Below are 21,599 nucleotides of genomic sequence, written 5' to 3'. Positions count from 1 at the left end.
TCATCTTCCGGCCACCTCCATGGCCATATCCAATAGTGCATTGAGCCCCTCCTTCGGAATTGAAGGCCAGACAATTCCGAACCTCTCAAGCAGAAGGCGGGTTCTCTTCGAGACGACCATAACATGCTGTCGTCCTGCCAGAGCCGGGCTTGCGGATTGAAGCCTGAAATTCTCAACGGTTTCTGCAACTGCCGACTCCATCTCCGGTTCCTCTACAGCCTCCTGCAGCCGTCTGAGAAAATCACCGAAACTGCATGCCCTGACCCTCTCTTTCATCCCCCCGGTTGAGAGAATGACCTCTGCCAGAGAGTCCGGGCGGGAGGTCTCGATATGGTGAATCTCATTGGCTAATGACTCTTTGTAGGCAAGTGCAGTTATCGAGCGGGCTACCAGATCAACATGGGAGAGCGAAGCGGGCAGCACCGCCGGGACTACTCCAAGGCGGAGAAATGCCGAGAGCTGCCGGAAAAAGGCGTTATCCCGGATATTCTGCTGAAGCTGCGACCCCTCCGAGGCAAAGGAGATGTTTCCAACCCGGTGGATGGTGCAGTTGGGGAGCTCTGTGCGGTAAGCAATGACAAGGCGTTCCGCCTCCTGCTTGCTTCGGATATAGTAGTTGTCATCGAGAACCTCCGGAGGAGGATCATACTCGCTGAAGAGCCTGAGCCCTCCGGAGAGTGCGCTTGCCGAGACTGAAAGGGTTGAGACAAAATGAAAATCAGCGCTCTCGTTCTTTCGACCTGCCGCCAACCTGAGAAGATGACGTGTTGCCTCAACATTGTCGGCAAGAAAGTCCCGGTAGTGACCGATATGGTTCACATTTGCCGCACAGTGATAGACGGCATCAATACTCTCGCTGAGTTGTGCGTAATGGCCGTCGGCAAGAAGCAGTTCCGGATGGCGAAGATCGCCTGAGAGCACATGCAGTCGAGGGTTGTCAAGCAATGAGCGACTTGCATCACGGCCGAAATACCAGCCCAGCACCCTCTCGAGTCGGACTCTTCCCTCCGCACTATCGCTGCCCCGCACAATAACAGTCACCCCGACACCGCTCTCTTCAAGCAGTTCCCGCAGCAGGTAGCTGCCCAGATAACCTGTTGCTCCGGTAAGCAGTATGTGCCGGTATGACGCTCGAGGCTGCAGATCCCGCTTGAGATCGGCGCGCACCCGCTCTTCGTAGAGAGCTCGCTGCAGACGCACTGCATCTTCCTCTTCACGGTCATTATCCTCCTTACAGCGCTCCTCATTGCGCTCTTGCGAGCAGAGTCTCTGGAGATGCTGGCGGAGATGGTCGGGGCGGGGACGGCAGAGAAGAGCAAAATCCGACAGAACAGGATGTTCGTAAAGATTGTTCACAGTGCACTCAAACTCACGGCCGAGACGGTTTATGACTGCGATAGCCCTGAGACTGTCACCGCCAAGTTCAAAGAAACTCTCCTCACGGGCAACAAGAGGTTTTCTGAGCAGTTCCGACCATACCTCTGCAATTCTCTTTTCAGTGGCACTCTGCGGAGGTGTTCTCTGTGAAAGGGTGGTTGTATCCGTTATCCCCTCATCAAGCGAGAGTGCCATTTCAGCTTGAAGATCAAGCAGTGCCTGACGGTCAACTTTGCCTGCCGGTGTGAGCGGCAGGGCAGCGATCCGGACTATCGATGCCGGAATCATATATGACGGAAGGGTTGCCGAGAGCCAGGAGAGCCACTCCCGGGATGAGGGCATTTCTGCCTGTTCATCAACAACAACAAAGGAACAGAGACGCTGGGTGCTGTCCGCAAGCGTCTCCACAACGGCAACCGCCTGCTGGATACCCGGCCGGGAGGCAAGGCGATGCTCAATCTCTCCAAGCTCCACACGCTGGCCCCTCAGTTTCACCTGGGAATCGGCACGTCCGAGAATCTGCAGTTCGCCGGAGCGGAGCCAGCGGCCGAGATCACCGGTTCTGTAGCGTCGCTCACCATTAACCAGCACGAATGCCTGTGCGGTCAGATCCGGCCGGTTGAGATAGCCTGCGGCCAAACCCGCTCCGCCGACCCATACTTCACCGGTGACGCCCGGAGGAAGAGGCTTGCCTCCCTCACCGGATATGTAAACCGTGGTGTTAGGAAGGGGACGGCCGGCATGGATCTGATCTGCATCAGGAAGAATCAGGCCGACGGTTGAGGCCGCAGTAGCCTCTGAGGGACCATAGCCGTTCATGTATGCAAGCCTGGCCGAGTAATAATGCAGGTCCTCCTGAAGGGGTGGTTCACCAACCGTCATGATGAGCCGCAGCATGGCCGGAAAATCGGCCTGTTCGAAGAGGCGGAGATAAGAGGGCGACATCGTGGCAATGGTAACCCCTCGCCGGCGCATCAGCTCATGCATACCGGAAATATCGTTCATCTCTTCGCGCCTGACTGGAACCAGGGCTGCACCCAAGGACCATGCTACGGCCAGATCGCTGATCCACAGATCAAACGAGGGCGAAGAGATCTGCATTACCCGGTCTTCACTGCAAAGATTGAAAATCCCGGCCTCACCGAATCCGAGATTGATCAGCCCTCTGTGAGAGAGCACAACGCCTTTGGGAACACCGGTGGAGCCCGAGGTAAATATGATATATGCCGGATCGTCCGGAGAGAGAGGCCGGTCACCATCTTCGGAACGGGCAGCATCGGGGATGATCTCCTCCGGCCGAACTATATGGAACTCAAGTGAGCTGAGTTCCGCAGGAACGGCAAGCCGGTCCAGCGCAATGATCTTGCGAACGCCGGCCTCCCTGGCCATGAAGAGAAGGCGTTCGGCAGGAAGATCGGCTGTCAGGGGAAGATAGCATGCTCCCGCTTTCCAGATTGCAAGTACCGTCTCAGGAAGAGCAACGGAGCGCTCGGTCAAAACCCCTACACACTCTCCATGATGCACTTCAAGCCGGAACAGGGCACGGGCCAGGAAGTCAGCACGGGTATTGATCATCCCGAAGCTCTCATCGCCCTCTTTGGTTACCAGTGCCGTCCGTTCCGGAAAGAGCGAGGCAATTTGAGCGATGCGTTCGGGAAGAGAGTTTGCAGGCCAGTTTCGCAATACTCCTCTCTGCCACCCTGCAAGCAGCTCATCCTCTTCGGGCAGCAGCAATGGAGGCGGAAGTGCCGTGCTCTCCTGGTTCTGGCTGAAATAGCGCATCCAGCCTGTAAGCGAATCAAACCATGTCCGTGCACTGCTCTCCCGATAGAGCGCGGCGTTGACATACCAGGTGATGACAAGACCGCCGTCGGCCTCTCCCTCGTGCACCAGCACCATATCCTGTGCAGGAGCATTTCTGCGCAGTTCATAATCGGTAATACCGGTACCGGGGAGAGCAAGCCCGCTGAACAGAGGTTCGGTTTTATCGGGCTGACTTAACGCGGGATTTTCAGTAACGGCAATATCAAAAAGAGGATAGCGTCCGGGATGCCGGGAGAGCTCGTGATTGCGGCGGAAATCACTGTAGATTCTGGCAAAAGGGTATCGGACGTGCTGAAGGGCTTCGGCCAGCTGCTGCTGCATATCCTGCACCGCAGCATCCGTTGAGGCTGATTCAGGTGCATGGAAAACGAGAGGCAGCATGTTGATAAAGTAACCGACGGTTCGCATCTCGTCAAGGGAGTGCCGGGTGGAGGCTGCCGTGCCGATCATAAAGCGGTTTCGACCGGTGCGGCGGCGAACTTCAAGCCCGAGCAGACAGAGCATGAAGGCATGGAGCGTGGAGCGGTTTCTTTTTGCGATGAGACGCAGCGCATTGGCCATTGCCGGTTCAAGACGGGTTCTGAAACAATGACTTCCTGGAGAGGAGGATGCTGCTCTGAGGTTTGGACGCAATTTGTCAAGAGGCCACTCATCAAAGGCTTCAGGTGCACTCTTGAGAAGGGCAGCCATGACATGCTGCCAGTACTCGGCATCCTGAATTGCGGCGTTGCTCTCCAGGTAGGCCGCTTCACGCGCTGCCGGGCGGTCAAGTCCGGTCTTCAGGAGAGCAGGAGCGCTGCCTCTGAAGAGTAGTGCCGTGAGCTCATCAATGAGGATGCCAAGAGAGAGCCCGTCTCCGACTGCGTGATGCATGACCAGCCAGAAAACAGTCTGATTGCTTCCACCGACTTCAATCAATCCGGCACGCCACAGCCCCGGAACACTCATGGAAAAGGGGGCGCTCTGGAACGAAATGACAAGAGCGCGGGCCTCCTCAAGTGAGGATGCGGAACACAACTCCAGTGCCGCATCAACTTTATCTGCATTTACCCGGCGCAGATTACCGGCTTCATCCTCGTAAAAACCTGTACGGAGCGCTTCATGCCGTTCGACCAGCTCGTTCCAGAGCGCTCTCCACTTTTCGGCAGAACGTTTTTCTCCGTGCAGAAGAAGGGCAAGCGGAATATTAAAACCGCTGGTTCCAAGTCCGGCCCGTTCAGCTGTCCAGAACTCACGCTGACCTTCGGTTGCGAGATCTGTCCGGGCATCATCAGCGCCCTCCGCTCCGTTCAGCTCGCGAACTCTTTGGGAAAAACCGGCCAGGGTAGGTTCGGCGAAGAGTTCACGGGCGGGAACTTCCTTGCCGAGGCTTTGTTGGAGACGATGGGCAACAGCGATTGCCAGGAGACTGTGACCGCCAAGGGCAAAAAAGTTGTCTTCACGATGGATCGGACTCCGCCTCAGAAGATCGCTCCATATCCCGGCAATGCAGCGTTCAAGCTCATCCTCCGGAGGAGTCAGTCCCGAGCTGAAGGGGTGATCCTCCAGCAAGGCAAGAAGTGCCACCCGATCCACCTTGCCTGAAACCATCAAAGGAATGGATTCAACTGAAATCACTCCTGATGGAATCATGTGCGACGGCAGGCGCTCAGCGAGAAAGGTTTTCAGCTCATCCCTGCCGGGCATCTCCTCTCCCGGAGTGAGCCGAACAACTCCCCACAGACTTTTTGAGCCTCCGGACGGAGCGTCAAGCAGAACCACAGCCTGTGAAATGGCCGGATGCATCGTCAGGGCATACTCTATTTCGCCAAGTTCAATGCGGATTCCGTTCAGCTTGACCTGGTCATCAATGCGGCCGATGATCTCGACGGTGCCATCCCTGTGCCACCGGCCAAGGTCTCCGGTCCGGTAGAGCCGGCCGCTGGAAGTGCCAAGAAAAGATGCCGCAGTCAGTTCCGGGCGGTTCAGGTAGCCCTGGCTGATGCCTTCACCTCCAAGCCGGATCTCTCCCGATACTCCCGGCGGCAGATAATCGCCCGCTTCATTACAGATATAGAGCGCGGTGTTCGGCAGAGGACGGCCCGCTGCAAAAAAACGCAGTTCATCACCCTTCAGGAGTCCCATTGTACTGGTAATGGTATTCTCGGTGGGTCCATAGGCATTGAAATAGCTCAGTTTCGAAGCATATCTTTTCACCTCTGCCGGAAGCGGAGCCTCTCCGCCGGTCACCAGAACCCGCAGGGAGGAGGGGAGTTCCATCCCTTCGAAGAGTCCGAGGTAGGTCGGCGTAATGTCGGCAATCGTTACCTGCATCTCCTCCAGAAATTCAAGAAAACGGTTTGGCGACTCAATGATCTTTCCGGGCACCGCGCAAATCGCTCCGCCGCTCGAAAGCGGTACTCCGATGTCGGAAAGGGAGACGTCGAACGACGGGGAGGCAAAGAGGAGCGTTCGGTCATCGCAATTGCAGCCAAGCATCCCTGCAGCACCGAGCACCATGTTCACCAGGCTTTTGTGAGCAATCATTGTTCCTTTCGGCAGGCCGGTGGAACCTGATGTATAGAGAATATAGGCCGTATCCTCCGGAATTGCCGGATGCAACACTCTGCTGGAGTGCTGACGCCGAAACGCTTCTGGCAACTCCTCCGGCCGAAGCGGTTCGGCAAAGAGGCGTGCGAGAAGCTCAGGCACTGCTGCGCCGTCAAGAGCTATCAGTTGCGCAACTCCGGCATCTTCAGCCATAAAGCTCATCCGTTCAGGAGGGAGTTCAGTCGAGAGCGGCAGGTAGATGGCGCCTCTTTTCCAGATGCCGAGCAGTGCTGCCGGAAGGTGCTTCGAACGGCCGCTCAGAACCGCAACAACCTCACCTCTGGTGACTCCTCGCTCTGAAAGAGCGGCGGCGATTACGCAGGCTTCCTCATCAAGCTCACGGTAGGTGATAAGTCGGTCGGGTGAGATAACTGCCGCCCTCCCGGCCTGGCCGGGCCGGTCAGTGACGCTTTCGAAAAGCTGATGGAAACAGAGCTCCGGACGCTCAACGATCTCACCCTGCTGCCAGATTTCAAGCAATCGCAGCTCCTCTTCCAGAAGCTCCGGAATGGGCCGGGCTGCATGCCGGGGATCTTCAGCAAGCCAATGCGCCCATCCCTTCACCGCTTCGAGCCACATTCCGGCAGTTTCGGCGGTGTAGAGAGCCGCATTGACATGCCATTGCAGCAGGATTTCACCTCCCTCAAGATTCTCATGGATGAGCACCATGTCCTGACCGGGAGAGGCTCCGGTATATTCATATCTGACCGGTGCAGTTCCCTTGCCGGCCACGGTAAAATAACGTGCAGCACCATCTTTGCGACCGCCGGGATTTTCCGTTACGGCAATATCAAAAAGGGGATAGCGCTGGGGATTGCGCAGCTCCGGATGTTCGTTCCAGAAAGATCGGTAAATACGGGCAAAGGGCAGGCGGGCATGCTGCAGCGCTTCGGAAAGGTCGTGCTGCGTTGCATGCAGCCTGTCGCCGAAAGTCTGCATCCTCTCTCTCTTCAGATGCAGCGGCAGCATGTTGACACCGTATGCGATTATCTGCGAATCCGACTCTCTCTCCCTGACGGATGCCGTGGTACCGATCATGATATCGCTCCGTCCGCTTCGACGGCCTGCTTCCAGTGAGAGCAGCGTCAGCACAAGCGAGTGCAGGGTCGCATCATGATCTCGCGCAATGGTTTTAAGCGCTTCGGAAGTCTCCCGGTCAAGAAGCAGCTCAAAACGATGACTTCCCGGCAGGCTCCTTGAAGAACGCGCCATGTCGAGAGGCCACTCTTCAAAGGCTGCATCCGGTACCCCCTCCAGCAGGTTTTTCCAGTAGCGTGCATCATCATCAGCCTCCCCGGAGGCCAGATAGTTTTGCTCCCTGGCGGCAAAAACCCCTCCCCCCGGGGAGTGAGGGGAGAGCACTGCTCCGTCAAGCAGTCGGGCGAGTTCACTGAAGAGGGTCGCAATCGATTGACCGTCACCGATCGAATGATGGAGGGCCAGCCAGAAAAAACGCATCTTCTCACCGGAAACATCAACGAAACCGGCCCGCCAGAGCGGGGCGGCACTCATGGAAAGTTCGCTGAACTGATGTTCCCGTATCCTGAGCAGAGCATCGGAAGTGGAGTAAACCTCCTCTGATTCAAGCGTCCACTCCATATCCCGAGCACTATGGCGTCTCAGCCGTCCGGATTCATCACTCTCAAAAAAGCTCCGCAGTCCCTCATGTCGCCTGACCAGCACTGCCCACGCACTTCGCAGGCGATCTGCTGTAATCTCCCGGTCAACCAGATAGTGGACAGGAATGATGAAATTCCGGGTATCAAGCCCTGCTGAGTGAGCTATCCAGAACTCATGTTCCCCTTCCGAAGCAACCTCACTCTCCTCTGCGAGATCTTCCACCCCCGCCAGAGCCGGAAGAGAAACTGTTTTTTCAGCAAACGCCCTGAGCGTGGGAGCAGCAAAGAGTGCCCGGGCAGAGAGCTGAACGCCGAAAGTGCGGCTTATACGATGTGCCACGGTCACGGCAAGCAGGCTGTTTCCTCCGAGGGCGAAGAAATTGTCGCTCCCGACAACCCGCTCATGGCCAAGCACCTCAGCCCAGATATTGCCAATCTGCTGCTCAATCGGACTGCCTGGCACATCCTCCTGCACAGCACTCCTGCGCTGCTCCTTCGCATAACGGAACAGTTGCTCCCGGTCAATCTTGCCTGAAGGATTCAGCGGAATTGCTTCAACAGCCATGATGGAGGCCGGAACCATATGCTGAGGGAGGCGTCCGGCCAGATATTCAAGAAGCTCTGACTCGGAAAACAGAGCGATGTTTTCCGGCTGAACAAAGGCCCTGAGCACCTTGACTCCGTTGTTCAGCTGATCGGCAAGAACCACGGCATTGACAACTGCCGGGTGAAGGGAGAGCATCTGCTCGATTTCACCCGGTTCGACACGCTGGCCGTTAAGCTTGACTTGCTGGTCGATCCGGCCGTTGATTTCAAGTTGACCCTCTGCACTCCACCGGCCGTAGTCTCCCGAACGGTAGAAGGTGCCATCCGCTCCCTGCACAAAGTGACGTTCACTCTCCTCCGGATGGTTGAGATAACCGCGGGCAATACCGATACCGCCGAGCCAGATCTCTCCCTCCGCACCGGGAGGAACCGGTGAACCGTCATGACGCCGGATTGAAATCCGCATGTTCGCCAGGGGTGCTCCTACGGGCAGGGGTACTCTTGAATCGGTGTCGGCCGCAATAAGGGCACCTGAAACCACAATGGTCGCCTCGGTAGGTCCGTAAAAGTTCCAGAAGGCCAGCCTGCCGGCATAGATCGCCATATCGTGATGGTTTGGCGCTTCTCCTCCGGTGAGCAGAATGCGCAACCCCTCGAAGGGAAGCTTTTCACTGACTCTGAGATATGAGGGTGTATGAAAGGCAACGGTAACACCCTGTTCGCGGTAGTATGGCTTCATCTGCCAGGGATCTTCACGAAGGGCGGGCGGCACCGGCACCATGGCAATACCGTTGAGAAGCCCGTGACCGAGCTCCCAGAGAGATGCATCAAAAACCATGGTCGAAACAAGCGCAATCCGGTCATCATCACGGAGCCCTAACCTCTCTGCAACACCCAGTATTGCATTGACATAGGCGGCATGTGAAACGGGAACTCCCTTCGGAGTGCCGGTCGTGCCGGATGTATAGATGATATAGGCGATATCATCCGCTGAACCATCACTCTCCGGACGCAGGAGTGTAGGAGGGCACTCGCCGGAATGGATGATGCATGCAACCTCGCTGTACAATGCATCCGGAACCTTGAGCGCGTCAAGAACGACAAGGTGGTTTGCTGCGGCGTCCTTCGCCATCAAGGCGAGACGTGCAGCGGGAGTATCGGCGGCAAAGGGGAGATAGGTGCCGCCTGCCTTCCATATACCAAGCACTGCGGCCGGAAGATTTTCCGGAGTGGAGGCAAGTACTCCAACCGTGCAGCCGCGAACCACTCCGTGGCTGACAAGAGAGTCTGCAATACCATTGGCCCGGGCGTCAAGCTCCCGGAAGGTCTCGCTCCGGTTTGGGCAAATGATCGCCGTCCGAGCTGGATTGCGCTCAACGAGTGCTTCGAAAAGTTCATGGCTGCGCAGATTGGGGCGAGGTTTTATTTCACCCTCTTCCCATCTTTGCAGCAGCTCTGTTTCGAAGGGAAGCAGCGCCGGAAGGGGATGCTCCAGCCGTTCGGGTTTTTCAGCCAGCCATCGGGCCCATGCGGCAAATGAAGCGAGCCAGGAGCGGGCACCGTCAATCGAGCAGACATCCGGATTCCAGCTTAAAAGAAGATTCAGCCCGCCTTCACTCCCGGAAGAGGGCTCGTGACTGAACGAAAGATCAAGACCTGCCGCCGGATGCTCCATCTCTCCGGCAAGGGTCAGCGGCTCCAGCCGGAGGCCGCTCTCCTGGTCACTGCTGCTCCTTGAGGGAATAGCTGTCAGGGCAATGTCGAAAAGTGAGGTGCGTGAAGGCGAACGAAGATCCGGATGGCGCTTCCGGAACTCGCGATAGAGCATCCCCGCAGGATAGGCCGCGTGCTCAACCGTTTCGGTGAGTGCTGACTGGGTATTTCGCAGATCTTCGGAAAAGGGGATATCGCTCTGATTGAAAAGAATAACAGGAACAACATTGACAAAATGGCCGATCGCGCTCTCTCCTCCGGCTGGGCGAATGGTAATACCGCTTCCGACCAGAATATCACTTCGTCCTGTACGGCGTCTGATCTCGGAAGAGAGAATGGCCAGCAGGAGGGCATGCAGGCCGATTCCGCAGCTTTTTGCCATCCGTGAAAGCCTGAGCACCGTATCGCCGTCAAGCTGCTCAAGCAGCGGCTCGGCTCCTTCTCCTCCGGGAAGAGCAGGCCGCTGCCGTTCAGTCACATAGTCACTGAAGGCGCCGCTGTCGCGTTCCGCCAGCTCGTCAAAGCGGCTCATCCAGAAAAGGCGGTCACGCTCTCTCTGTGCAGAACGAAGGTAGTGCTGTTCAGCAATGCCTGCCATGGCGATGCCGTCCGGGGCCGGCGGCAGCTCTCTCTTTCCAAGCAGGGAGAGCAGATCATCCTGTAGCAATCGGGCTGATGCGCCGTCCACCAGAGCGTGATGGAGAACAAACCAGAAAAGTGTTTCACTCCCCTCATCAACCCAGATGAGACCGGCCCTGGAGAGCGGGGGATTGTCAAGCCGGAACCTCTCATTTACCCGTTGCGCTGCAATGCTGCGGGCCTCCCCGAGTGAGCGGCAGTGATCAATTCTGAGACCCCTGTCAAGCGAAAGCTCTTCAATGCCGACACTCCGCCAGCGAACCCGGCCCTTTTCATCCGCATAGAGGGCTGTCCGCAGGGCTGTATGGCGTTCAAGCAAATGTGCCCAGGCCGATTGCCACTCTTCGGGGGAGTACTGACGGCCTTGCACACGCAGAAGACGCGCAATATGGGATGCAGCGGGAGCAAGACCTATTTCCGAAGCGATCCAGAAATCCTCCTGGTCGGCTGTGGCCAGATTCTCATCAGGAAAATCACTCTGCCGGATGGGTGAAGCCTCTTCCTCTTCCATCGAAACGATCTGTTCTGCCAGAGCTTTCACCGAGAGTGAACTGAGCACCATCTGCACCGGAACATTGTAGCCAAGTTGATGCAGTCGCTGGCTTACCGCAATGGCAAGCAGACTTGTTCCTCCTGCAGCAAAGAAGTTCTGCTCGCGCATGATCGGCCGGATAGCAAGCGCCTCCTCCCATATGCATGCGATTGCCTGCTCAAGCACTCCATCCGGGGGAGTTGAGACCCCCTCATCACCTTCCCGATGAACAAGGAGACCCTCTGCAAGCTGCTGAAGAGTCCGTTGATCGACCTTTCCTGCCGAGCTTAGCGGCATCTTCTCCATCACGGTAATGTGTGCCGGTATCATGTAGGAGGGGAGAGTCCTCAGAAGAAACTCACGCCACACGACACCTTCTGCATCCCTGGAACCCGGAGACTCGACAAAGGCATAAAGCCTCCCTTTATGGGGCACAACCTTTGCGATGGTAACTGACGGATGGCGTTGAAGCGACAGTTCAATCTCATCAAGCGAAACAGTCTGCCCGGAAATTTTGACCACATTGTCAGAGCGGCCGAGAGTTTCAAGTTCACCGTCGGCGTTCCATCTGGCAAGGTCACGGGAACGGAAAGCACGTCCGTAACGTGTTTCAATAAAATACTCTGCATTCAGTTCAGGCTGCTTCAGATAGCCGGGAGAGAGACCGACGCCGACAACATGTACCTCACCGATTTCGCCTGTCGGCACCTCATTTCCCTCTTCATCGAGCAGATAGACCAGGGTATTGAGGAACGGACGGCCGCTCAGAACAGCACCGGTCTCATCGGGATCAACATGATGCATGCAGATAGTTCCGCACACCTCTGTTGCTCCATGTATATTCCAGTAATCGACATACCGGGCATAATATCTGGCGTCATCGGCGTTAGCCATCTCCCCGGCAGTTATGATACAGCGAAGACCCTCCGGCAGGGCCCTGTTCAGTATATGCAGATAGGATGGAGTAAACAGCGCGATTGAGACATGATGACGGCTCATCAATTCAATCAGGAGGTCCGGCCTGTCAATCACAGATCGCGATACCGGGACAAAGGCTGAACCTGAAATCAGGGGAATGCAGAGCGTCCGGAAACCAAGAATAAAAACCGGTGAAGAGGAGAGCAGGATACGGTCTTCAGCGGTAATATGGTGCGCCTCTATATGACCGAGCACCATATTGATACATGCAGCATGGGTCAGGGGGACCCCTTTAGGAGTACCGGAGGAACCGGAGGTAAAGAGTATGGCCGCAAGAGCATTGGTGCCGGAGTTGCGCTCTGAAGGGGTGAAGATCGTTTTTACACCTGAAATTAACGCTTCAGGTCTCAATAGTGCATCGGATGGGGAGGTGGCTCCGTTCCGTAGAAGAACCGTGGTCAATGCAGGAGGAATCTCCAAGCCGTCAAGAGCAACAATACGTCGAATCGAGGCCTGTTCAGCCATATTGGCGAGCCGCTCCGGCGGCAGATCTGCCGCCATGGGCACATAAACTCCGCCTGCTTTCAGTATTGCAAGAAATGCAGCCGGAAGAGACGCCGATCTATCAGTAAGCACTCCGATTGACTCCTGGAAAGCGGAACCGCGGATTTGCAGTGCTATGGCCAGCCTGTCGGACAGAGCATCAAGCTCTCCGTAGGTCAATAGAAGCTCATCGGTAATAATGGCGGGAGCGGAGGGGTGGCTGCTCGCTAATAATTTAAAATAGTCATCTATTTTCTTCTGGTAGAGCATGCGGGAACCTCTATTAATTGTCGTGAGCGGTTTAAGTACGAGGCAGCACAGAAACCGGAACGTACACGGAGTACGTGAGGATTTCGAGCACCGCCCAACGATGTAATCAAATCGCGGAACAAATTAACAGCGGTGCCCGTGCGATTTCAAACAGAGCGCTGTTTCTCGGGAAATAATCCTGTCTGGTACCCAAGGCATCGATAACCGTTTACTGCCGAGTCATGATCTATACTCCTGACCCAATCAGCTTCTTTGCTCAACTCCTGCTTGACCCAGTTGCATATACTGATCGTTATGCCATATTCTGAGGCAGAGTTCCTGATCTTCTCCAGATAGCCGGTACAGATGCTGCGCTCGGGTGCCAGTCTGGAGCGTTGTTTGATATGGTTCTGATTTTCACCCGACAGATAGGGCCTGAAAAACTCACCGATGAGTTCAGGGTTGTAGTGGTTGATGTAATTTGCAAGAATGACCAGATTTCGTATTTCAGTAGTCAGAAATTCAGGTTTGATATTTCGTACACCGGCGGAAGCCAGAAGCGACATATAGGTATCAATGTTCTCCTCAGTCAGGTAGGGGAGCATCAGAGGCTGACAGAGCACCGACTCGGCAAACATACCAAGCTCCCTGCATTGCACAAGAGTCTCAAGACGCTCCTCAATGGTGGCGGCATTCGGCTCAAGCACATCGCGAAGATAGAGCGGCATAATACCGATGCTGCCGTTCATCTGAATTTTCGATGCAATTTTACCCATCAGCGAGAAAAGGGTGTCACCCCGGTGTTTAACCTGCAAGTGCTTTGGACCGGCTTTGGTTGCAATGAAAATACGAACCGGAGAGTCGGGATAGTTGTCAAAATGGCGAACAAAGGTCCTGAAAATATCGTGGGCTATACCATTGTAGAGGTGCGGCTCTGAAAACGCTTCGGTTTTCGGCGAAAAGTAGTAAAAGAGCGCCTTCTGACGATTCTCTTCAAGAGAGTTGGCCAGCCGGTCTGCGTAGTTGGTATAGACAGTGATCGGTTTTACATGGTTGCCATCGGTCACAAGGCAGTACTGGCAGGCTACTGCGCATGATCCCGAAGAGGGGGAGACCTCAAGCACATTGGTAGGGCAGAGACCTGTGTAGTTGTGAATCTCCAGCGGCTCAGCGGGATCAGTAAGCCTCTCCTCGAAATGATCGCCGGGAGTAAGATTCTTATTTTCAAAAAGTTTGGCAAACCACACCGAGCCAATTTCAAGCTGGGAGGCCACGTCAGGCGTGATCGCATAGTCCATACCAAGATCAAGGAGGAGTTTGCTGTCGATTTTCAGGGGGACAAAGCCCTTCAATTCCGTACAGGCCGGTCGATGTGCAATGTAGTTGAAACGGGTACGTACAGGGATTGGCGCCTGTTTTGAATTACGATCTGACTGGATGGAGAAATTTGTTTCCGGGGGCATAAACGGGGGGTCAAGTGTTTTTTATCCCTTTACATCATACTACTGCACAGAAGCTATTACCGTAACTGCACAAAGCTTATAATCAAACCCGCCATGCAGTCCGAAAGGCAGAAAACTCCTCTTCAGCTCTTCAGAAGCGCGAGACACCATGATTCACAAACAGCATCCCTTAATTTATTCTGACAACAAGAGAAACCTGCCTTCAAACAAAAGTAATATAATGGCACTCCAATTGAAAGTGGAGAATTTTATTTGTAATGATTTTTCTTTATAATTAATCGGTTACAGCTTGAATCGATTAAAGTTACTGCCGCAAGTCATTGATAACGAATCTGATTAAGCTTATTTTATGTATGCTTGTTTTACATACATGTTCTGCGGAAGAAGTATTTAGCTGCATAAAATATGATGAACTCCGTAATACAACCTCTCCGCGAATGGCTCGCCAAATGCAATACCTTCTGTAAATCTTTCGTCCGCCAGAATGCACTTCCGCTGATTTCAGCGGTTTTACTCTTTATTCTTGTAATCCTCTTCTTTTTTGACCGTACAGTCATTTCAATACAGTCCGGCCAGAGGGGCGTTCTGTGGAGATGGCTCGGGGCGGGAACCGTTATTGATACCGTCTATCCTGAGGGGGTACATCTGATTCTGCCCTTCAACAAGATGTTTATCTACAATATCCGCAAGCAGCAGTTCAGTGATGCAATAGATGTTCTGACCGTTGACGGACTCACGGTGCGGGTCAAGTACACAGTGCGTTACTACCTGGAACCGGCAACACTTCCACTGCTCCATCAGTACGTTGGTCCTGACTTTGTCAACGTGGCAATTCGCCCCGATGTCCGTTCAGTTGTCCGCACCCTCTTCGGGCAGTATAAACCCGAGGAGATTTACACATCCCAGAAGGCAATTCAGCTGCTCTTCAGCGAAAAATCCAAGGTCCATCTTGCGGCCCGTTTTGTAAAGATTGACGATGTCCCAATTGAATCGATTACGCTTCCTGCAAGCATCTCCAAAGCTATCGAAGAGAAAATGGTTCAGCAGCAGCGGGAGGGTGAATATGTCTACCGCCTCTCAATTGCCCAAAAAGAGGCCGAGCGCCTGCAAATTGAATCCGAAGGAATTCGAATCTATAACGAGACGGTAAACAAAAGTTTAACGGCTTCTGTACTCAAATGGGAGGGCATTCGTGCCACACGCGAACTGGCAAAATCTTCGAATGCAAAGGTTGTCGTGATAGGTTCCGGCCAATCCGGCCTGCCGATTATTCTTGGCAAGGATTGAGCGATGAAAAAAAAGATTTTCTGGGCAGTTGCCGCCATCCTGCTCGCGCTCCTCGTCATTACGCAGTTCGGCTCCTATGAAGACAAGGCTAAGCGACGGTTCAAGGTGCTGAACGAACCTTCCGATGAGGTTATTATCGGCGTATGCTGGCCATTTTCCGTCAACCGTGACGGTATGGCCGATGGACTTCATCTGGCGCTGGATGAGATCAACACCCGCAGGCTCGCAGGCCCTTACACCATCCGCCTTGTTGAACGGGATGATGAGTTCGACAGCAAAAAACATAAAAATATTGCCAGGGAGTTTGCCGACAGAGCTGACATGAGCGCTGTTCTGGGCTACTACGATGATGGACCTTCAATCCGGGCATCATCGATCTATGAGTCGAGCCGGCTCCTGCATTTGATGATCGGTGCCAACAACACCGACATGACCTCTCACGGATTCAACTATATCAACCGCACCATCCTGTCAAGCGACCGGATCGCATTGAAACTGGCCAAACTGACAACAGATCTCGGTTACCGCAAAATCGTTGTCCTATGGGAAGAGGATGCCTATGGCGAAGATCTGGCCTATCAGTATCAGGTCGGACTTGATCAGCTCAATGCCCAGGTTGTCTATCAATGGTCCTACTCCCGTAAAAATGTTGATTTCCGGCTGCTGGTCAACGATCTTAAAATTGTTGATGCCGATATGATCTTTTTCAGCGGTCTCGAGCCTATTGCGGGTGATTTTTTACGGATGGCAAGGAAGGTCGGGCTGAAAACTCCCGTTATCGGCGCATTCAGCAATACTCCCGAAATGCGGGCACATGCCGGTGCCGTTGGATTCGAAGGGGCGATTATGTTCGATTTCTATAATCCCTGTTCACAAACCCCTGAAAACCGGCTTTTCGTCAACAAGTTTTTTTCGCGCTACGGCCGCTATCCTGACGCCTGGGCAGCTCAAAGCTACGATGCACTCCATATCCTTGCAAAGGCTATCAAGTTCACCGGTTCACGCAACCCTCTTGACCTCTCCTACGCTATCAGGTATGCAGACGCATTTAACGGCGCAAATGGCCGATATAAATTTGACCGGGCGGGAAATCTTGAAGACAAGCCGATATACCTTTACAAGATTCAGAATGGCGTGCCGGTACTTCTCGAATAAACAGCCCTTCTTTCAGACTGATTTTGCTTCGACGCTGAATTAGGGTATTTTTGACTATATTTATTTACGTGTATTACGTGTAATAAGAGCAATCAACTTTTTAACGCTTTGAAATAAAGGAGATTACTTATGAAAGAGAACACAGACGAAACCTCTGCCGAGGTGGTTGCTGAAAGTGTCAACGACACTCTGGATCGTGATCAGCGTGTTGAGAAACATGCAAGAAATCACATTCTGACAGCAATGGGCATAGGACTTTTCCCGCTGCCGATTATTGACATGGTTGCGCTGGTTGGTGTACAGCTTGACATGATCAGGACGATTGCAAATGAATACAATGTGCCATTCAGAAGGGATCTCGGAAAATCCGTCATCACAACCCTGCTTGGCGGTTTTGTACCTGTTGCACTGGGTGGAACGCTTGCCAGTCTGATCAAATGTATTCCTCTCATCGGACAGTCCGCCGGCGCCGTTACCATGCCGGTAGTCGCAGGAGCTGCCACCTACGCGATTTCCAAGGTATTTATCCAGCATTTTGAATCAGGCGGCACGTTTCTTGACATGGATCCTGCCAAGGTAAAGGTCCATTTTGCCGAGCAGTTTGAAAAAGGGAAGAAGGTTGCATCCGATTTGAAGAAAGAGGGCAAGGCAAGCCCGGCTAACTGATTACGTTCACAAGGCAACCACAGTTTTCAAAACAGTGCGGAAACCCGCTACTCATTTCTGCACTGTTTTGACTTTTTCTCTTTTTTCTTTTGAATTTCATCAGGGAACAAATGGCTACACTCATCTACTTTGCGCTCTGCCTGCTGATTGCCACTCTTGGCAGAAACAGAAAATTCGGCTTCTGGGGCTATTTTTTCTGCTCTTTTTTCCTCTCTCCCGCTGTAGGAGCACTCCTGTTTGTTGCTTCTGACCCGCGTCCGAAAGAGGAGAAAAAATCTTCTGATGCTTCTTCCCGTTCTGAAGCGGACACAAAGAGGCATATCCCCGCCTGACAATACCCCTTCGGTTGCAAATCTTCCGGATCATAGCTTGAAAGGTGATCCTTCTATGCATACACAAATACAACGGGCCAATCCCGTAATGGTCATGATCGGCTTGGTTTCAAGCCCAGCATACCTTTAGATACCCTAATATTAGTGGCACGCTGAACAAGACTTCGTTGTCTGACGATGCAGTTCATCATCCGGTGCCCCTGAACTGTTCATTTGAGATGACCGGTTTTCAGCTATTGTGCCTGAAGGGCTGCTGCTGCCTGCAGTATTCTCATCCTGAGGTATAGCCTCTTCCCGGAAGCCTGAGGATGTAAAGGGCCCAGCATGGCGATGGCGATGATGATAGTCAGAACCATCATGCTCCGGCATACCATCTCCGAAATCGGGTTGTATCGACAGCTCTGCAAGAGAGAGACGTTCACCTGAAGGAGCTGCAACCGCCCCCGCTTCGTTTCGATCAAACGATTTTGAAATTCCATTGCCCAGACCAATAATTCCCGAAAAAGGCTGGATACCCATCAAGGTACCGACACCGGTAAAGAGCAAAAGCAGCGCGATCATCACCATCTCTGTCGGACGCCTGAATCCTGTGGCTGTTTTTGTTTTAAGGTAGGAGAAGAACGCCTTCCGGTTAATCAAAAACAGATGGCAGAGCGAGAAGAGGGAAAAGGCGAATCCGAAAACAGTATGCTGCTGCTGCCATGCCTGTTTTGAAAGTCCTCCCATCTCCCACACACCGGCCCGGCTTCCGGGAAAAATGTAGAGCAGCACTCCGGAGAGTAAAATCATGAGGAAGGAGAGGAAGAGACCGAAGCTGGTAAATTTCCGCCAGTTGAAGCTGTTGTTGTTCATCGTAAGCTGTATCAATCATTATTGCAGAGACCTTCTCTTATCTGTTCACAACGTTTGACGCTGATGACCTCTGCATTCCTGCGTAACCGGAAGAATTCCTTTTTTTCGACCAATACAAGGTGAATTTTTTGTATCATAACTTTGTTTATTAAAGTATGTAGATGAAGCAATCGGAACAACATCCACGAAAAAACAGGTGACGTTATGTAACAACTCTCTCTCTCTGGTTAACCTCAGAAGGGAAGTATCGGGAGAGTTGTTGCCGATTCCGGAGTGTAGCCACAGGTAAAAAACAAAATCCGAAAACAGTAACCGGTACCTGCAGCTGAAAGATGTTCAGCCATCCCTTGATGCTCTGATAATTCTCGTAACTATCGCCTCATGAAAAAGGAAATACTCACATCCGCCACATTCACCAATGTTCATAATCAGACCGAACATCGACTGAATGAACGACGCAGGGAGCACCGACGGGCCGGATCGTCGCCTGAGGAGATGCACCGGATGATTCATGAAATGGCTATTCAGAAGTTGGAACTTGAGATGCAGAATGAGGAGCTTCTTCAGGCCAGAGAGGAGCTGAAAGAGGGGCTGGAGAGATTCACCAGGCTTTATGATTTTTCTCCTGCCGGTTATGTGACCCTTGCATACGACAGCACCATAATCGAAATAAACCTTACCGGAGCAAAAATACTTGGTGTAGAGCGATCACTGCTGGCCGGGGATCGTTTTGGAAGGTTTATTACACAGAACGATCTCACGATTTTTAACGCTCTTCTCGACCGGGTGTTCAAACTGAAGAAACCGGGCAGTTGTGAGGTAGCACTCATGAATTGCAACGCATCACAACGGGAGAAGGAGGTTGACGGAGCCATCCCGGACCAGGATAGTGTAAAGCCTCGATCGCTTCGAATCAAGGCTGTAGCAAGTGAGGATGGTCAGGAGTGCCTGATGGTTTTTCTGCACTGATAGTTTATCCCGCACCAGGGAAAATGGTGTGCTTTCCAATGTCCATAACCGAAACAACTGATGAGCTTCCGGCATATAAAAAAGCTCAAAACGCTCTGTTTGGCTATTGTTTCGGCAACGGCATTGTTCTGCTTGCTGATGCCCGAGGGAGTTTATGGAGAGCCGCTGCCCTTAAGGCTCCGGATGGATTATACCGAATACAACCAGCTCAGTCTGGCGTTAAAAAAACTTGGCTGGCTTGAAAGGGAGTTCAAGGCCGACAATCTGCCTGTCAGCTGGCTGTATAGCGAAAAAGGAGAGGATGGAATCAATTATCTGGCCAAAGGAACGGTCGATTTTGCCTCTACTGATGCGCTGGGCGCTATCATCGGTAAGGCTAACGGTTACCCGATCAAGACGGTCTATATGTTTTCAAAAACGGAACGATCAATGCTGCTGGTGCCTCGGGACTCGCCCTTCAACGGTGTCAGAGATTTAAAGGGCAGGAAAATTGCTGTCTTGCCAGACACCTTTCCCTATTTATTTCTGTTGCGAGCACTGCAAGAGGCCGGTTTGCAGAAAAGTGATCTTGCTATTCTACAGCTTCAGCCATCGGATGGATGCACTGCTCTTGAACAGTTGAGGGTTGACGCCTTGGCGACTGCTGAACCATACACAGCAATCAGCCAATTGGAATGCGGAAGTCGCGCGATATACAGGAACGACACATTCAACAGCTACGGGTTTTTGAATACAACAGAGTCATTTTTAGTAAAATATCGCGGTGTTGTATCCCGTGTTGTCAGGATTTATGAAATGGTGCGCAGGTGGGCAATCCGACATCCTGATGAACTGGCGGTGATCTATGCTGATGAATCAGGCATCTCTTTACCTGTTGCCCGATTGATCATCAGCCGGGTTGATTTGTCGTCTCCACTTCCAGACAAAAACGATCTGAAAATCTTGATGGATGCCGCACCTCTTCTGGAAGCAGAAAAAATGATTAAAGAGGGAACCGCGGTGGAACGGGTAGTCGGGGATCTGGTTGATTTCAGTTATCTGTCACAAAAATAATGGCATAAAGATCACCCGTCTGACGGCAATAGCCGGTGAGAGCAGATCAGGATGCAAGAGCATGATGATAAATGGAGATGAAAAAGAGACGATTTACACAGCACGATACAGTACAACATATTACGGGATAACATATTAACAGGAGAGATTTGCAATGAAAAACAAAACGTTATTAGTAGCCGGCGTTCTTTTTGGGACACTGCATCTTAATGTTCCGGATGGTCAGGCCATGAGTCCCGGAGGAAGAGGTGGAACATCAATTGTTATCAGTTCACAACCCCAGTTTATTGACATTCCGGATCAGGGGTTCTCTGTATCAATAGGAAGTCCTTATGATATAGTGAGTTACGATAATCGATACTATCTCTACCAGAATGGTTCATGGTATAACTCCAGAGACTACCGGGGGCCATGGCAGGTAACCCGCGAGAGCAACCTTCCTGAAAGAATAAGACGGCATCGTATAGCAGATATTCGACGGTATCGCGATACAGAGTACAACAGACGTGGTAACAATAATCAGAATCAGCGCAATAACAACAATAACAATAGACGGTAGCACTTGACCCCTTCAGGCAATGAATAACTGAAGAGCATCCATGAAGCAGGATGTTTTTCGATAAAACAATCAGGAGAAAATCATGAAACACTATGCACTCTTAATTTTACTCTCCATAGCTCTGGCTGGATGCTCGTCATCGCTTAAAGCCAGTGTCGGCAGCACCGGCAATCCTGAGCCGGCACAAACAGGAAGCAACATGACCGCAGCCAAGTAAAGAAGAGAATACGATTACCAACAAAGCTCCGCCATTCCTTACGGAGCTTTGTTGTATAATATATATTATGTAAAGTAAGATCATTCAGATCAAGCCGTAGGTATCTCTACTCTCTCCCGCACAGAAGCCTGATCGGGGCTGTCAGATGACTTTCCTGCCAGTTCCTGTATCTATTACTTTCTCACCTGGATGCTGAAACATGCACAACAATGAACGGAACATCGTTTTGATGTGTTATGCATTTGTTACGTATTCTGCGTACATATTTCAAGTATCAATTAAACTTCGGAGGTACCATGAACAAAAAGTTTGATTTATCGAGGCTGTTGAGGATAATGGCGCTGCTGGGCTTATTCCTGAATATTACCGGAATGGCTTATGCAAACAATTTTTTTGCAGCCTACAACGTCGCTCAGCAAGGTGTCACCATGCGCACACTGAACCTTGAACAGGTCGGTGTTATCCCGACATCACATCCTGTCAATGGTGTCGCTGCT

At 52.6% G+C, this 21,599-nt stretch carries 11 protein-coding genes and 1 pseudogene; 9 read left to right on the top strand and 3 right to left on the bottom strand.

Annotation, left to right across the window (positions count from 1 at the left end; genetic code table 11):
• Together CFERDRAFT_RS06780 and CFERDRAFT_RS06775 are read right to left on the bottom strand one after the other, a co-directional pair.
• Positions 1 to 12,570 (bottom strand): non-ribosomal peptide synthetase, encoded by a 12,570-nt coding sequence (locus tag CFERDRAFT_RS06780; protein WP_006366502.1) that lies wholly within the window; start codon positions 12,568 to 12,570, stop codon positions 1 to 3.
• 146 nt (positions 12,571 to 12,716) lie between these two features.
• Entirely contained in the window at positions 12,717 to 14,012 is a 1,296-nt protein-coding gene (locus CFERDRAFT_RS06775) for a radical SAM family protein (RefSeq protein WP_006366475.1), read from the bottom strand.
• A 405-nt stretch (positions 14,013 to 14,417) separates the two neighbouring features.
• Between CFERDRAFT_RS06775 and CFERDRAFT_RS06770 the strand changes: the two genes are divergently transcribed.
• The 4 genes from CFERDRAFT_RS06770 to CFERDRAFT_RS06755 all read left to right on the top strand — a co-directional run bounded on the left by CFERDRAFT_RS06770 (position 14,418) and on the right by CFERDRAFT_RS06755 (position 17,452).
• A complete protein-coding gene (locus tag CFERDRAFT_RS06770) occupies positions 14,418 to 15,299 on the top strand; it encodes a prohibitin family protein (RefSeq protein WP_006366474.1) in 882 nt (293 codons plus the stop codon).
• A 3-nt stretch (positions 15,300 to 15,302) separates the two neighbouring features.
• A complete protein-coding gene (locus CFERDRAFT_RS06765) occupies positions 15,303 to 16,454 on the top strand; it encodes an ABC transporter substrate-binding protein (protein WP_006366473.1) in 1,152 nt (383 codons plus the stop codon).
• 129 nt (positions 16,455 to 16,583) lie between these two features.
• The gene (locus CFERDRAFT_RS06760; protein WP_006366472.1) at positions 16,584 to 17,120 is read left to right on the top strand and encodes a YcjF family protein; all 537 of its coding nucleotides are present in this window, start codon (positions 16,584 to 16,586) and stop codon (positions 17,118 to 17,120) included.
• A gap of 110 nt (positions 17,121 to 17,230) precedes the next feature.
• Positions 17,231 to 17,452 (top strand): hypothetical protein, encoded by a 222-nt coding sequence (locus CFERDRAFT_RS06755; protein ID WP_040433389.1) that lies wholly within the window; start codon positions 17,231 to 17,233, stop codon positions 17,450 to 17,452.
• Between the two features lie 141 nt (positions 17,453 to 17,593).
• Here CFERDRAFT_RS06755 and CFERDRAFT_RS11700 read toward each other — a convergent pair whose 3' ends face one another.
• Positions 17,594 to 18,304 (bottom strand): DUF4405 domain-containing protein, encoded by a 711-nt coding sequence (locus CFERDRAFT_RS11700; RefSeq protein ID WP_006366471.1) that lies wholly within the window; start codon positions 18,302 to 18,304, stop codon positions 17,594 to 17,596.
• Positions 18,305 to 18,685: 381 nt separating this feature from the next.
• Between CFERDRAFT_RS11700 and CFERDRAFT_RS06745 the strand changes: the two genes are divergently transcribed.
• From CFERDRAFT_RS06745 to CFERDRAFT_RS12355, 5 genes and pseudogenes are all read left to right on the top strand, one after another.
• Positions 18,686 to 19,273 (top strand): PAS domain-containing protein, encoded by a 588-nt coding sequence (locus CFERDRAFT_RS06745; protein WP_050770646.1) that lies wholly within the window; start codon positions 18,686 to 18,688, stop codon positions 19,271 to 19,273.
• 183 nt (positions 19,274 to 19,456) lie between these two features.
• Positions 19,457 to 20,326 (top strand): aliphatic sulfonate ABC transporter substrate-binding protein, encoded by an 870-nt coding sequence (locus tag CFERDRAFT_RS06740; protein WP_232209775.1) that lies wholly within the window; start codon positions 19,457 to 19,459, stop codon positions 20,324 to 20,326.
• 154 nt (positions 20,327 to 20,480) lie between these two features.
• A complete protein-coding gene (locus CFERDRAFT_RS12070; protein WP_006366500.1) occupies positions 20,481 to 20,885 on the top strand; it encodes a YXWGXW repeat-containing protein in 405 nt (134 codons plus the stop codon).
• Positions 20,886 to 20,967: 82 nt separating this feature from the next.
• Entirely contained in the window at positions 20,968 to 21,102 is a 135-nt protein-coding gene (locus CFERDRAFT_RS12635; RefSeq protein ID WP_269479153.1) for a hypothetical protein, read from the top strand.
• A gap of 296 nt (positions 21,103 to 21,398) precedes the next feature.
• Positions 21,399 to 21,599, top strand: a pseudogene (locus tag CFERDRAFT_RS12355) (hypothetical protein); the annotation flags it as partial.

The organism is Chlorobium ferrooxidans DSM 13031, assembly GCF_000168715.1.
Taxonomy (GTDB): domain Bacteria; phylum Bacteroidota; class Chlorobiia; order Chlorobiales; family Chlorobiaceae; genus Chlorobium; species Chlorobium ferrooxidans.
Note: the sequence above shows the minus strand (reverse complement) of the source record. Positions and strands in the feature narration are given on the sequence as shown.